The organism is Pseudoalteromonas sp. NFXS53 (assembly GCF_056629255.1).
Genome location: NZ_JBWVBR010000004.1, coordinates 1 through 14,928 on the forward strand (window position 1 = coordinate 1; position 14,928 = coordinate 14,928).

The following is a 14,928-nucleotide window of genomic DNA, read 5'->3' on the forward strand; positions in this document are numbered from 1 at the left end:
CGGCGATTAGCGCAGTTTGGTAGCGCACTTGGTTTGGGTCCAAGGGGTCGCAGGTTCAAATCCTGCATCGCCGACCATCTTATCTTCTCTCATTTTAGTCATCTTTTAATCAGTCAGTCCGTTATTCACCATTTATTTACCTTCATAGCTCGACTACAGCAATGAATCGGTTATAATGCCGCGTCTATTGTTTAACATAGCGCCCAGTAGGGCAGGCAACAAGATTGTCTAATAGGGTTAAATACACGTATTGCGTTTTTAACTAAGCTAATTAGTGCAACTTGTTTCTAAGGAAGGCGCATTGGCGCCAAAAATGAAGATTGAGGTAAATCATGCAAGTTTCTGTTGAGACGACTCAAGGCCTTGAGCGCCGTCTGACTATCACCGTTCCTGCAGAGAACGTTGAGACTGAAGTTAAAAAACGCTTACAACAACTGTCTAGAACTCAGCGTATCGATGGTTTCCGTCCAGGTAAGGTACCAGTAAAAGTAATCGCTAAGCGTTACGGTGCAGCTGTACGTCAAGAAGTTGCTGGCGATATCATGCAACGCAACTACATCGAAGCAATTGTTTCTGAAAAGCTAAACCCAGCTGGCGCACCTGCGTTCGCACCTAAGTCTTTAGAAGAAGGCAAAGAGCTAGTATTTGAAGCAACTTTTGAAGTTTATCCAGAAGTTGAACTAAAAGATCTTGAGCAAATCGCTGTTGAAAAGCCAGTTGTTGATGTAACTGACGAAGATCTAGCTAACATGCTAGAAACACTTCGTAAGCAACACGCTACTTGGACTGAAAGCGATGCAGCTGCTGGCGAAAACGACCGTGTAACTGTTGATTTCCTAGGTACTGTTGACGGCGAAGAGTTCGAAGGCGGTAAAGCTGAAGATTTCCCTCTAGAGCTAGGTCAAGGTCGCATGATCCCTGGTTTCGAAGACGGTATCGTTGGTAAAAAAGCAGGCGAAGAAGTTGTTGCTGATGTAACTTTCCCTGAAGAGTACCACGCTGAAAACCTAAAAGGTAAGCCTGCTCAATTCACTATCACTGTGAAGAAAGTAGAAGTTCAAGAGCTTCCTGAGCTAAACGACGAGTTCGCAACTAAGTTTGGTGTTGCTGAAGGTGGCGTTGACGCACTTAAAGAAGAAGTTAAAAAGAACATGTCTCGTGAGCTAACTCAAGCAGTTAAAGCGAACGTAAAAGACCAAGCTATCAAAGGTCTTTTAGAGACTAACGAAGTTGAAGTACCTAAGTCACTTATCGACCAAGAAATTGATGCGCTTCGTCAACAAGCGGCACAACGTTTTGGCGGCAACGCGCAAAACATGCCTGAGCTACCAGCTGAGCTTTTCCACGAGCAAGCAGTAACTCGCGTTAAGACTGGTTTACTTCTTGGTGAAGTGATCAAGTCAAACGACATCCAAGTTGATGACGCTAAAGTTGAAGAGCTAATTGCATCAGTTGCTTCTGCATACGAAGATCCAAGTGAAGTAGTTGCATACTACAAATCAAATGATCAAATGATGCAGCAAATGCGTAACGTAGCTATGGAAGAACAAGCTGTTGAAGCGATTCTTGCAAAAGCTGCAGTGACTGACGTTGAAAAAGCATTCGACGACATCATGAATCCACAGCAAGGTGCTTAATAAGTCATTGACTTAAAGCTTTGCTAACGATTTAATGGCTCGTGATACTCTTTTTGAGGATCCGAGCCATTTTACTTTCTGTAGGTAAAATATCCGCAAAACGCAGCGCCAGATTTTGGCGGCTCCTAAGGAATGAATAACAATGAATGATGGTATGTTTGATCCACTTAATGCATTAGTCCCTATGGTTGTTGAGCAAACAGCGAAAGGTGAACGCTCTTTTGACATTTATTCACGTCTTTTAAAAGAACGTATTATTTTCTTAACTGGACAAGTTGAAGACCACATGGCAAACCTTATTGTGGCGCAACTATTATTCTTAGAATCTGAAAGTCCTGATAAAGATATTTATTTATACATCAACTCGCCAGGCGGTTCGGTAACGGCGGGTATGTCTATTTATGATACTATGAATTTCATCAAACCTGATGTAAGTACGGTATGTGTAGGCCAAGCAGCGAGCATGGGCGCATTCTTACTGTCAGGTGGTGCAAAAGGTAAACGTTATTGCTTACCTAACTCTCGCGTGATGATCCACCAACCATTAGGTGGTTTCCAAGGTCAGGCATCTGATTTTGAAATTCATGCAAAAGAGATTTTATCTATCAAAGAAAAACTAAATCGTTTAATGGCTGATCACACAGGCCAAGAATACGAAAAAGTAGCACATGACACAGACCGTGATAACTTTATGACTGCAGAGCAGGCATTAGAGTATGGTTTAATCGATGCAGTTCACACTCGCAGAGATTTAAAATAAGTTATAATACCAATCATCAATAACTCTCAAAATTGATCACTTATTTAAGATTATTGGTATAAATCAGGGCAAAGTTAATTTGCCCTATGTTAACTATGCTAATTTTTAGTTTCTTTGATATAGTTAACAACATGATTATTGTTATCTAGAGAAGATAACGCAAAACGATGAGGTAGCTGAATGTCAGATACACCAACAGACGGCGACAAAAATACAAAGCTTCTATACTGCTCATTTTGTGGCAAAAGCCAACATGAAGTGAGAAAGCTGATTGCTGGACCTTCTGTTTATATTTGTGACGAATGCGTCGATCTGTGCAACGACATTATTAGGGAAGAAATCAAAGATATTGCACCAAAGCATGATTCTGGTGACAAACTACCTGTTCCTAAAGAGATCCGTAACCACCTAGACGACTATGTTATTGGTCAAGAGCACGCTAAGAAAGTGTTAGCCGTTGCTGTATATAACCATTACAAGCGATTAAAGAACCAATCTGTAAAGTCTGAGGTTGAATTAGGTAAGAGTAATATTCTACTTATCGGTCCAACAGGTAGTGGTAAAACACTATTAGCAGAAACGCTGGCGCGATTACTTGACGTACCATTTACAATGGCTGACGCAACAACATTAACTGAAGCGGGTTATGTTGGTGAAGATGTTGAAAACATCATTCAAAAGCTGCTACAGAAATGTGATTACGATGTCGAAAAAGCACAGCGTGGCATTGTTTATATTGACGAAATAGACAAGATTTCTCGTAAATCTGATAATCCATCAATTACGCGTGATGTGTCAGGTGAAGGCGTTCAGCAAGCATTACTTAAGCTGATTGAAGGCACCGTTGCGTCAGTGCCACCGCAAGGCGGCCGTAAGCACCCTCAACAAGAGTTCTTACAGGTTGACACCTCTAAAATCTTGTTCATCTGTGGTGGTGCGTTTGCTGGTCTTGATAAAGTCATTGAACAGCGCAGCCATAAAAACACTGGTATTGGTTTTGGTGCAGACGTTAAAACGTCAGACTCAGAACGTTCTTTAAGTGAAACATTTAAAGATGTTGAGCCTGAAGATTTAGTGAAGTACGGTTTAATCCCTGAGTTCATAGGTCGTCTGCCAGTTGTTGCAACACTTACAGAGCTTGATGAAGCGGCACTTATTCAAATTTTAAGTGAGCCTAAAAACGCGCTGACTAAACAATTTGGCGCACTTTTCAAAATGGAAGGTGTTGAATTAGAGTTTAGAGAAGACGCCCTGAAAGCGATTGCACACAAAGCGATGGAACGTAAAACCGGTGCCCGTGGCCTGCGTTCTATTGTTGAAGGTGTACTGCTAGATACCATGTATGATTTACCTTCAATAGAAGATGTCAGTAAAGTTGTTATTGATGAGACTGTGATTAAAGGCGAATCAGACCCAATTCTTCTTTATGAAAACGGCAACCAAGACAAAGCTGTTTCAGAATAATTAAGATTCGGTATAAAAAAGGAGCCATTGGCTCCTTTTTTTATCAATCGGTTGAACTTTATGGGTTTAATCCCCATATTGCCATTATTAACGAATAACCAAAATGCGAAGAGAAAATAATGACACTTGAGAGAACTGATCGAGTCGAAATTCCTGTGTTGGCCTTACGCGACGTTGTTGTGTATCCGCATATGGTGATCCCGCTATTTGTTGGTCGTGAGAAATCGATCAGATGTCTTGAAGCGGCGATGGAAAAAGACAAGCAAATTTTTCTAGCCGCGCAGATGGATGCTGCGGTTGATGATCCTTCAACAGATGAAATTTATACAACAGGTACAATTGCGACTGTATTACAGTTATTAAAATTACCTGATGGCACAGTTAAAGTGCTAGTAGAAGGTACGCAAAGAGCGCGTATCGAATCATTCATCGAAACTGATGAATACTTTTCTGCGACTGCACAGTTTGTTGCTTCACAAGATATTGATGAGCAAGAGCAAGATATTTTCGTGCGCAGTGCAATTAGCCAATTTGAAGGCTATGTAAAGCTTAATAAGAAGATCCCACCAGAAGTTTTATCATCTGTGTCTGGCATCGATGAAGCTGCACGACTAGCCGATACTATGGCTGCACATATGCCTATTAAAGTACCAGAAAAGCAGAAAGTTTTAGAGCTTGAAAGCGTAACAGAGCGCTTAGAGTACTTAATGGCTTTAATGGAAGGTGAAATTGATCTACTACAAGTAGAGAAAAAAATTCGCTCTCGCGTTAAAAAGCAGATGGAAAAATCTCAACGTGAGTACTATCTGAACGAACAAATGAAAGCGATTCAAAAAGAGTTAGGTGAGCTGGATGATGTACCTGACGAATTTGAAGCGTTGAAAAAGCGCATCAGCGAAGCGCAAATGCCAAAAGAGGCTGAAGAAAAAGCCACAGCTGAACTGAACAAGTTAAAAATGATGTCGCCAATGTCTGCAGAAGCGACAGTAGTGCGTTCGTACATAGATACCATGATCAATGTACCTTGGAAAAAACGTTCTAAAGTGAAAAAAGATTTAGCTGGCGCTGAAAAAATCTTAAATGCTGATCACTACGGCCTTGAGAAAGTGAAAGAGCGCATCATTGAGTATCTAGCGGTTCAACAGCGTACCAACAAACTAAAAGGTCCAATCCTGTGTTTAGTGGGTCCTCCTGGCGTGGGTAAAACCAGTTTAGGTCAATCAATCGCACGTTCAACAGGTCGTAAGTATGTGCGTATGGCACTGGGTGGCGTTCGTGATGAAGCTGAGATCCGCGGTCACCGTAGAACTTACATTGGTTCAATGCCAGGCAAACTCATTCAAAGTATGAGTAAAGTTGGGGTGAAGAACCCATTATTCTTGCTTGATGAAATCGATAAGATGTCATCGGACATGCGTGGTGACCCAGCTTCTGCATTATTAGAAGTATTAGATCCAGAGCAAAACAGCACCTTCGCCGACCACTATTTAGAAGTCGATTACGACCTATCTGATGTGATGTTCGTTGCAACGTCTAACAGCTTCAATATTCCTGGCCCTCTACTTGACCGTATGGAAGTAATCCGTCTATCTGGTTATACCGAAGATGAAAAGCTGAATATTTCAAAACAGCACCTGATTCCAAAGCAGATCAAGCGTAATGGCTTAAAAGAAGGTGAGGTTGAAATCGAAGATAGCGCTATCATTGGCATTATTCGCTACTACACGCGTGAAGCGGGTGTTCGTAGCTTAGAGCGTGAGATCTCAAAGCTTTGCCGCAAAGCGGTTAAAGACATCTTATTAAACAAAGACAACAAGCAAATTGTTATCAATGGTGACAACTTAGAGTCTTACTTAGGCGTACACCGTCATGACTTCGGTAAGGCAGAAGATGGCGACAGAATCGGTCAAGTTACTGGTTTGGCATGGACTGAAGTCGGTGGTGATTTATTGACTATCGAATGTGCGTCGATGCCAGGTAAAGGCAAGTTGTCATTTACCGGTTCTCTGGGTGATGTTATGCAAGAGTCTATTCAGGCAGCTATGACGGTTGTTCGTAGTCGCACTGATAAACTGCGCATTAATGAAGACTTCTATGAGAAGCGTGATATTCACGTACACGTACCAGAAGGCGCGACGCCAAAAGATGGTCCAAGTGCAGGTATTGCCATGGTCACAGCTTTAGTTTCAAGTTTAACGGGCAACCCAGTACGTTCTGATGTGGCAATGACAGGTGAGATCACTTTACGTGGTGAAGTACTACCTATCGGTGGTTTAAAAGAAAAACTTCTGGCAGCGCACCGTGGTGGTATTAAAACCGTTGTTATTCCAAAAGTGAATGAAAGAGACTTGAAAGAGATTCCTCAGAATGTGCTTGAAGGCTTAGAGATTCACCCAGTTTCTTGGATTGACGAGGTGTTATCACTGGCTTTAGCTGAACCAATCGAGTCATTTTCTGTTGAAACTCAGAAAAAAGTCGAAAATAGCTAAAAAAGTGCTGTAAAGGGCTTTTCAAATCACATTGGTGTGATAAGTTAGGCTCTGATTCAAGCCTAGGCCTTATGTAGCTTAGGCTGACAAAGATTTTAAGAATTAGAAAGTAGTTCACTTTCTAGTAGTAATAACAAAAAGTGGTAGTTATCAAAAAATGCTCTCGCTTTTGATAATAACAATGTAAGAGGATGATATTGTGAATAAATCTCAATTAATCGATCAAATCGCAGCTGATGCTGACATCTCTAAAGCAGCGGCAGGTCGTGCGCTAGATTCATTCATCGAGTCAGTTACTGGTGCGTTAAAAGATGGCGATTCTGTAGCATTAGTTGGTTTCGGTACTTTTTCTGTACGTGAGCGTGCAGCACGTTCAGGCCGTAACCCACAGACTGGTGAAACTATCCAAATCGCAGCTGCGAACATTCCTTCTTTCAAAGCGGGTAAAGCACTGAAAGACGCAGTAAACTAATTAAATTAGTGACGAGGCTTTACACTGATTCACGTTTAAAACGTTAAGTCAGTCTCGTGTAGCTTCAAGTAAAAAAGCGTATCTGTTAAGATACGCTTTTTTTACAATAGCTAAAAATCAAAGCGCGTGCGTGCTTTGGCTTAGATAAGAGAAACAACAATGCTAGAAAAGATCAGAGAAGGCTCACAGGGCCTTGCAGCCAAAATTATCCTTGGCTTAGTTATCCTGTCTTTTGCGTTAGCAGGGATAGGTGGTTACCTAGGTCAAACCACAGAGCAACCTGTCGCAGAAGTTAATGGAGTTCAAATTAGTCAAACTGAGTTCTCACGTGCTTTTGAAAATGAGCGTGCGCGTCTTGAGCAACAGTTTGGTGAATACTTTGCGCAAATCGCAGCTGACCCAAACTACATGGCACAGATCCGCAATGGCGTGATCGACCGTTTGGTACAACAAGAATTACAAAACCAACTTGCGCTTCAGTTAGGTCTACGCGTCAGTGACGAGCAAGTGAAGCAGGCGATTGTTGAAATGCCTTATTTCCAAGTCGCAGGTCAGTTTAATAATGATGCATACCTACGTGCTATCCGTCAGATGAACTTCCAACCAGACACATTCAGAGAGTTCCTACGTGAAGAAATGACACGTACACAACTGGTTTCTGCTGTTGCTGGTTCTGATTTTGTGTTGCCAGGTGAAATACAGCAAACAGCTGCACTGCAACAACAAACACGAAACATCGATTATGTGCTTCTGACAAAAGAGAAAATGAAGTCTCAAGTGTCAGTATCTGATGAAGAAGTGAATGATTATTATCAACTTAATCAGCAACAATTTATGGCACCAGAGCAAGTTGCTGTTCAGTATTTAGAATTAAAAGCTGATGATATTACTTTAGATACGCCAGTGACTGATGAAGATGTTCGCGCTTACTATGAAGAAAGCAAGTCACAGTATTTAGAAGAAGAAAAGCGTCGTGTTGCGCACATTCTTATCGATAACAGCGAAGATGATACTGCAGCAGAAGAAAAAGCTAACGCTATCTTAGCTGAATTAAAAGCGGGCGCAGACTTTGCTACCTTAGCTGAAGAAAAATCTGATGACATCGTCAGTGCTGAACTTGGCGGTGACCTTGATTGGATTGAACGTGATGTGATGGAACCTGCCTTTGAAGAAGCTGCATTTGCACTGGCAAATATCGGTGACTTTACTGACGTTGTTGCAACTGAGTTTGGTTATCACATTATTAAATTGACAGATTTACAAGCGCAAGTTGAGAAACCATTTGAAGAAGTTGCCACTGAACTAAGAGCTGAACTTGAAAAGAACGCGAAGCTAGATGTGTTCTATCAAAAGCAAACTGAAGTGGCTGAGCTTGCGTTCGAAGTTGCTGATACTTTGGAAGATGCATCACTTGCTGCAGGTGTTGAATTGAAAACAACTGACTTAGTTAGTCGTATGATGTTACCTGCACCTCTAAATTCACCAGCTGTTTCAACAACTATCTTTACACCAGAGTTACTTGAAGACAAAGTGAACTCTGAAGTGTTAGAAGTGGCACCTGAGCATTTTGTGGTTGTTCGTGTAACAGAGCACGTTGCTGCTGCAACTAAGCCGCTTGAAGCAGTTAAAGAGCAAATAGTATCGACTTTAACAAACGAAAAAGCATCATCTTTACTTGCTGAATATTCAGAAAACTTATTTACTGAGTTTAAAGCAGGTAAAGCGCTACAAGAGATTGCGTCAGCTGAAGCGACTGAGGTTAGCACTGAGGCAGCTCTGCAACGTCAATCTTATTCTGTTGCGCCTGCGATTGTGAAAGAGGTATTTGCTTTACCTCACCCTTCAGAAGGCGGCAAAGTTGAAAGCTTAGTCACGTTAAATAACGGTGATGTAGCACTTGTTCAATTGAACTCAGTAACAACCCCTGAAATTACGGCTGAACTTGATGCGCAGCAAAAGCAGGGCATTACTATGTCGGCGATAAATAAAAACTACTTAGCGTTTGTTTCTGCTCTTGAATCAAAAGCTGAGGTGGTTCGTCCAACAGTTCAAGTTACTGAAGAAAATTAAGTAAATATTTTATGAACAGAAAAGCGCCTTTATGGCGCTTTTTTTATTTTAATTTACAAAACAATAGCAAGTTTGCCGGGTTTTTGTACGCTCTATTATTGACATAAATCCCCATTGCTCTATGGTTAGAGTAATATCTACAAACAATAAAAACTCAGGGAGCTGGGAACATGGCAATCGAAATCAACTTTGAACTATCAGATGCAGATTTAGCGCATTTTAAGAGCATGATGGACAAAGTTATCAGCAAAACTTCACACTATTCAGAAAGCGAAATCTTAACCAAAGCGCAACAGCTAGTTGATGAGATGGAAAAGAGTGAACTGCCAGAATTTGTTCGCACAAGAATGGCGTCTTTAGCGACGTTAATTGATGCAGTTCAAGATACAGAGTGGCAGATCCCAGAAGAAGAAAGAAAAGACATTATCGCTTCGCTAGCATACTTCAGCGAGCCTGAAGATGTAGTACCTGATCACATTCCTGGTCTTGGTTATATTGATGATGCGATTATGATTGAACTTGTATTACAAGATATGTCTTTAGATCTTAAAGCATACTCAGAGTTCTGTAGTTTCAGAGCGACGGAAGAGTCTCGTCGTGGTGAAGAGGCAAAAGTCGACCGTGAAAGTTGGTTAGCAGGTACGCGTGCTCAGATCCGCTCTAACATGCGCCGACAACGTCAAGGCCGAAAATCTCGCCTATTTTCGCGCATTATGTAATTTTGTTTATTTGATAACAAACATAAATTTCGAAAAGGCTGCTTACACGTTAAGCAGCCTTTTCATTACCTTAGATTTGGGTTGAGCGAATACCTGAGCGGTTTTTCCATATTCAACCACCTTGCCTTTATTAAGTACCAACAAGCTATCACTCATGTGTTTGACTAAGCTTAAATGATGAGTGATCAAAACATAGCTCAAGGCAGTTTCTTTCTGCAATGCTAATAAGAGATTGACTGTTTGCGCCCTAACAGATGGGTCAAGCGACGATAAGGCTTCATCGAGCACCAAAACTTTAGGATCTAAAATAAGAGCTCTAGCGAGCGCGACACGCTGCAATTGACCCCCACTAAACATGTGCGGATAGTAATGGTAGTGTTCCTCAAGCAAACCAACCCGAATTAAAACATGGGCTATTTTTTTATCTCGTTGTTTGTGAGTTAACTCTGTGTTGTAACTCAAACAGTCATCGAGTATTTCACCTATTGTAAGACCAGGGTTGAGAGAGCGAGTAGGATCTTGGAAAATCATACGAATATGACGACAGTGATCTTGCCTAACACCATCGTCTTCTATGGTTGTGCCATCGAGTAAAATTTGCCCTGTTTCGGCTTGCTCTGCACCGGCTAATAGCTTTGCCAAAGTGCTTTTACCTGCGCCAGTTTCACCTATAATGGCGATGGTTTCACCTTTGCCTAAGCAAAAGGATATATCGGTCAATACAGGTACATTTTTTCTTTTTAATAAACCGACTCTAACGCGATAGGTTTTGTGCAGAGACTGAACTTTTAAGATGGGTTGCATTTTTTATCTTCCTTTAACAAAGGGAAGTGGCAAGCAAAAGTATGACCATGAGATTTTTTTTGCTTAGGGGTAACCACACACTGCTTTTGCGCTTGTGGACACCTTGGCCCTAAGCGGCAGCCTATAGGTAAGTGCTGTAATGGTGGAATAGTGCCTTTAAGTGCATAAAAACTTTCTTTATGGGCAAGACCTTGTGCGTAATCTGGCAAACTTTTTACTAAGGCTTGCGTGTAAGGGTGCAGAGGGGCATTAAACACTTTCTCTGTGGGCCCTGCCTCCACCATCTGACCACAGTACAATACATGCATAGCGTGTGACCAAGAGGTAATTTCTTCGAGTTCATGAGAAATCATCAATACAGACATATTTTTGAGCTGATTGAGGCTTTTTAATAGTCTAAAAACCTGTGCTCTTGTCGTGCTTTCAAGTGCCGTAGTCGGTTCATCAGCAATTAACAACTTTGGGTTTCGAGCAATGGCCATGGCTATCATTACTTTTTGGCAGATCCCTTCTGAAAGCTCATGAGGGTAGCTATCAGCAACACGTTTATCGTCTTTGATCCCCACTTTATGAAGTAGCGCTTTGACGCGTTTTTTTCTTAGTTGTCTGCGCACTAAAAAGTTACCACTTAACGACTCTTCAGGGATTGACTCTGAGACTTGCTCAAATACTTTTGCTGTTGGGTCTAGGCTTCTACTCGGCTCTTGATAGATCATCGCAATATCTTGGCTGACTAGTTTTCGACGTTTTTCCGGCGGCAAGCGCATTAAGTCGACCCCTTGCCAATGCATCCTATCGGCTGTGACACGCCAGCGTTTATTTAAAACCCCGACAATGGCCTTTGCGATTAAACTTTTGCCAGAGCCTGACTCGCCAACCAGCGCATGTACTTCGCCTTCTTTTAGGCTCAAATTCACTTTATCAACCGCGCGAATAACGCCATTTTCGGTAGGTAGCTCTATGGTTAAGTTTTTGATATCGAGTAAATGCATCAGTCAGCCTTACGATCTTTCAATACTTGTCTCAAACCATCACCTACCAGGTTCGTCGATAAAACAGCGATAAATAATAGTACACCAGGCAAACCAACAGTCCATGGTGCTAGGTAAATTAGACCAAGGTTTTCAGCCAAGATAGCGCCCCATTCAGTCGTCGGTGGTTGAGCCCCTAATTTGAGGAAGCCAAGCGCTGCAATGTCCAAGATAGCCGTTGAAAGTGCCATAGTGAAAATAACCACAATATGCTCGTAAATATTAGGAAATACGCCTCGAACCAGTATTTTCCATTTACTGGCGCCATCTAAGCGAAAGGCACTGATGTAATCTTTACTTAGCTCTTCTACCACTAAATTTCGGATTGAATGCACGTATTGAGGAAGTAAGGCCAAAATAATCGCCCACACCGTATTAAGCAAGCCAGGCCCTAAGATAGCGATGATGATGATAGCTAATAACAACGAGGGAATAGACAAGGTGATGTCTAGTAAATGATTAAAAAAGCTTGAGCGAATACCTTTACTCATACCTGCTAGCGAGCCAATAATGACACCTAAAGCGGTGGTAATTAAAGCTGCAATGATAGATAAACCAAAGGTGAACGTTGCCCCGTTCATCAGTCTCGACAGAATATCTCGGCCAAGGTCGTCTGTGCCGAGTATAAACCTGACATCACCAGCATCATGCCATGAAGGCGGGAGTAAGAGTGCATCAGCATGTTGTTGATTTATGCTGTAAGGTGAAATAAGTGGCGCGAACAGGGCCAATAAAGTAAGTGCAATAAAAATCCACAAGCCAACAAGCGCAGGGTGGTTAGCCTTGAACTTCTTCCATAAGCGAGAAAGGGGCGAGCGGTTTGACTCTTCACTAAATAATTTAAATTTTGCCATGCGCTTGATTCCGAGAAATAGGGTTTAACACGGTATGGCTAAATTCAGCAAACATATTAGCGAAAATAACAAACACAGACACAGCTAATAAACCACCTTGGATCGCTGGGTAATCTCGTTGATATATACTTTCAATCAACCAGCGGCCAACACCTGGCCAAGAGAATATCACCTCGGTGATCATGGCAAGTGTCAACAAAGTACTAAACTGCAGACCGATTTGCTTAATCACAGGCAGAAGTGCGTTTCTAAGCGCATGATGCAAAATCAACTGACGACGGTTTAAGCCTTTAGCGCGAGCAGTTTTAATGTAGTTTTGTTCAAGTACATTGAGCATTGAGTCGCGAGTAAATCGAATTAACACTGTGGTTGGATACATAGCGAGTACAATGGTTGGCAATGCTAAGTGCTTTAATGCATCAATGAATGCAAGGCCACCGTATGGAAACCTTTGCGCGATAATATCGATTAAAATAAAGTGGCTATAAGGCTCGATTTCATAGAGTAGGCCAATTCTTCCAGACATGGGGAATAAACCCAATCCCAAGCAAAACACCATAATCAACAATAAAGCCAACCAAAAGATGGGAATAGAAAAGCCCATTAAAGTGAGTGAGTTAATGACTTTATCAGGCCATCGTTTGTGAAAAACTGCGGCAATGACACCTGATGGAATACCAAATACAATTGCAACAACAAGTGCATATACACACAGTTCAATTGTGGCAGGGAAGAGCAACAAAATATGCTCAAAAACAGGTTGTCCAGATGAAAGGGAGTAGCCCCAATCGCCATCAACAATGCGGCCAAGAAACGCACCATACTGCACTATGATGTTTTCTTCTAGCTGGTATTTATCGGCCAATGCTTGTGACTGCGCATAACTACTATTCACTTGGCCACTGAGATTCGTGAGCACATCACCCGGAAATAAATAATTCAAAGAAAAGGTAAATGCAGTCAGAGTGAGCAGCATGAATAGTAAAAGGCTAAGTCGTCTGAACAAATACTCGCGCATTACTCTTTCCTTGCATTGGCTAAAGAAATCCCACCAAAAGGTTTCAAGTCGATCCCTTTAACCTCTTTGCTTGAAGCCTGAAAGCGCATACCATGGGCAATTGGCACAAGCGGGAGCTGGTCAATGATCATGGCTTGCGCTTGAGCATAAAACGCTTTTCTTTCTTCGATATCTGTTGTGTCGAGCGCTTTAGTTAGCAGTAAATCAAATTCTGGATTGCACCAATTCGCTGGGTTTTTATCGCTGAAAGTCGCTGTACAACTCAATAGTGGGCTAAAGAAGTTATCTGGGTCAGGAGTATCAGCAACCCAGCCAAGCAGTACACTGTCATGCTCATGTTTACCAATACGTTCAATAAATGTATTCCACTCGTACTCAACTATTTTCGCTGTGACACCAATTTGTTTTAAATCGCTCTGAATAAGCTCTGCCATTTTGCGCGCATTGGGATTATAAATTCTAGATACCGGCATTGCCCAAATTGTCATTTCAAAGCCTTCTTCGTAGCCTGCCATATCAAGATATTTTCTTGCTAAGGTCGGGTTATAAGTCGGCATACTCTTTTGTTCAGCAAACGCCCAAGAAGCAGGTGGTAAATAAGATTTGGCAATTTGGCCATTACCATAAAAAACAGCTTGTAGAATTTTATTAAAATCAACAGAGTGAGCGAGAGCTTTGCGAACAAGTGAATTATCAAAAGGCTCTTTCTCGGTATTGAATGCCCAGTAGCCAATATTTAGGTTTTCAGCTTTCTCTACGGTTATATCTGCACGTTTACTTAACACAGCCAATTGTGAAGCACTAGGGTGAGCTGTGACATCACATTCTTTCGTCAACATCTTGGCAATACGGCTGGTGTTATTGGTTGTGATATCGAACACCAATTGCGTCATAGCAACAGGGTGTTTCCAATAAGTCTCATTCTTGTGGTAACGGACCAAATTATCTCGAAGGTATTGCTTATATTTATAAGGACCTGTGCCTATCGGTTTATTATCAAACTGAGATTTATTTTCAGCGGCCGCAAGAATGTCTGCGTACTCTTTAGAGGTAATCACGGCAAAGTCAGTTGCTAAGTTTGATAAAAAGCTGCTTTCAGCATTAAACAGTTTAAATTGCACTGTGTAATCGTCGACTTTGATAATCTCTTGTATCAGCTGATCTAGACCGACACTTTGAAAATAAGGGTAAGTCGCATCGCCAACAAAGTGATAGGGGTTATAAACATTGAATAAGCGGTCAGAAGAAAACACCACGTCATCTGCGGTCATTTCTCGGCTAGGCGTGAAGTAATCCGTGCGATGAAATTGCACGCCTTTTCGCAAATAAAAGGTGATGGTTGTGCCATCATCTGACACCCCCCAAGCTTCTGCAAGCTCAGGTTTAAATTCTGCGGTATCTGGATCAATGCTGATTAAGCGGTCATACAGCTGGTTTGCAATGAGATCTATGGTTGACCCGGTCGTTGTGACTTGTGGGTTAAATGTCATAGGGTTGGCTTCAGCACAATAAACTAACCCTTGATTTTTTTCATTTAACTTCACATTGGGCTTATCAATGCAGCCTAGTAGCAAAGTACACAGCGTGCCCAGCAGCAGTATTCGCACGAT

12 protein-coding genes and 1 tRNA gene are annotated in these 14,928 nt (G+C 41.8%); 8 read left to right on the forward strand and 5 right to left on the reverse strand.

The annotated features are described in order from the left end of the window. The 8 genes from AC1HJP_RS06315 (at position 1) to AC1HJP_RS06350 (ending at position 9,611) form a co-directional block, all read left to right on the forward strand. Positions 1–77: transfer RNA gene (locus AC1HJP_RS06315), tRNA-Pro, on the forward strand. A 255-nt stretch (positions 78–332) separates the two neighbouring features. Continuing rightward, on the forward strand, positions 333–1,637 hold the full coding sequence (tig, locus tag AC1HJP_RS06320) for a trigger factor (RefSeq protein ID WP_480361090.1): 1,305 nt from the start codon (positions 333–335) through the stop codon (positions 1,635–1,637). A 142-nt stretch (positions 1,638–1,779) separates the two neighbouring features. Continuing rightward, on the forward strand, positions 1,780–2,397 hold the full coding sequence (gene clpP / locus AC1HJP_RS06325) for an ATP-dependent Clp endopeptidase proteolytic subunit ClpP (protein WP_058030725.1): 618 nt from the start codon (positions 1,780–1,782) through the stop codon (positions 2,395–2,397). 180 nt (positions 2,398–2,577) lie between these two features. Beyond that, complete coding sequence (gene clpX / locus AC1HJP_RS06330) at positions 2,578–3,861, forward strand: ATP-dependent protease ATP-binding subunit ClpX (RefSeq protein WP_138484083.1); 1,284 nt, start codon at positions 2,578–2,580, stop codon at positions 3,859–3,861. A gap of 119 nt (positions 3,862–3,980) precedes the next feature. Next, positions 3,981–6,350: an endopeptidase La gene (gene lon, locus AC1HJP_RS06335; protein ID WP_404393762.1), complete on the forward strand. Its 2,370-nt coding sequence runs from the start codon at positions 3,981–3,983 to the stop codon at positions 6,348–6,350. 199 nt (positions 6,351–6,549) lie between these two features. Beyond that, positions 6,550–6,822 (forward strand): nucleoid-associated protein HU-beta, encoded by a 273-nt coding sequence (hupB, locus tag AC1HJP_RS06340; RefSeq protein ID WP_010371157.1) that lies wholly within the window; start codon positions 6,550–6,552, stop codon positions 6,820–6,822. 159 nt (positions 6,823–6,981) lie between these two features. Then, positions 6,982–8,892: a peptidylprolyl isomerase gene (gene ppiD / locus AC1HJP_RS06345; RefSeq protein WP_480361091.1), complete on the forward strand. Its 1,911-nt coding sequence runs from the start codon at positions 6,982–6,984 to the stop codon at positions 8,890–8,892. A 170-nt stretch (positions 8,893–9,062) separates the two neighbouring features. Further along, complete coding sequence (locus tag AC1HJP_RS06350) at positions 9,063–9,611, forward strand: YkvA family protein (protein WP_480361092.1); 549 nt, start codon at positions 9,063–9,065, stop codon at positions 9,609–9,611. Between the two features lie 42 nt (positions 9,612–9,653). Here the strand turns inward: AC1HJP_RS06350 and AC1HJP_RS06355 are convergent, their stop codons facing one another. From AC1HJP_RS06355 to AC1HJP_RS06375, 5 genes are read right to left on the reverse strand one after another with little or no spacing between them, the layout of a single operon-like run. Beyond that, the gene (locus tag AC1HJP_RS06355; protein WP_480361093.1) at positions 9,654–10,415 is read right to left on the reverse strand and encodes an ATP-binding cassette domain-containing protein; all 762 of its coding nucleotides are present in this window, start codon (positions 10,413–10,415) and stop codon (positions 9,654–9,656) included. Continuing rightward, the gene (locus tag AC1HJP_RS06360) at positions 10,400–11,407 is read right to left on the reverse strand and encodes a peptide ABC transporter ATP-binding protein (RefSeq protein WP_480361094.1); all 1,008 of its coding nucleotides are present in this window, start codon (positions 11,405–11,407) and stop codon (positions 10,400–10,402) included. The genes AC1HJP_RS06355 and AC1HJP_RS06360 overlap by 16 nt, the downstream gene beginning before the upstream one ends. Beyond that, positions 11,407–12,300 carry an ABC transporter permease subunit gene (locus tag AC1HJP_RS06365; RefSeq protein ID WP_130255298.1) on the reverse strand — a complete coding sequence of 298 codons (894 nt, stop codon included), beginning with the start codon at positions 12,298–12,300 and terminating at the stop codon, positions 11,407–11,409. Before AC1HJP_RS06365 ends, AC1HJP_RS06360 begins: the two co-directional genes overlap by 1 nt. Further along, positions 12,287–13,318 carry an ABC transporter permease gene (locus AC1HJP_RS06370; protein ID WP_480361095.1) on the reverse strand — a complete coding sequence of 344 codons (1,032 nt, stop codon included), beginning with the start codon at positions 13,316–13,318 and terminating at the stop codon, positions 12,287–12,289. Before AC1HJP_RS06370 ends, AC1HJP_RS06365 begins: the two co-directional genes overlap by 14 nt. Next, positions 13,318–14,925 (reverse strand): ABC transporter substrate-binding protein, encoded by a 1,608-nt coding sequence (locus AC1HJP_RS06375; protein WP_480361096.1) that lies wholly within the window; start codon positions 14,923–14,925, stop codon positions 13,318–13,320. The genes AC1HJP_RS06370 and AC1HJP_RS06375 overlap by 1 nt, the downstream gene beginning before the upstream one ends. Between the last annotated feature and the right edge of the window lie 3 nt (positions 14,926–14,928).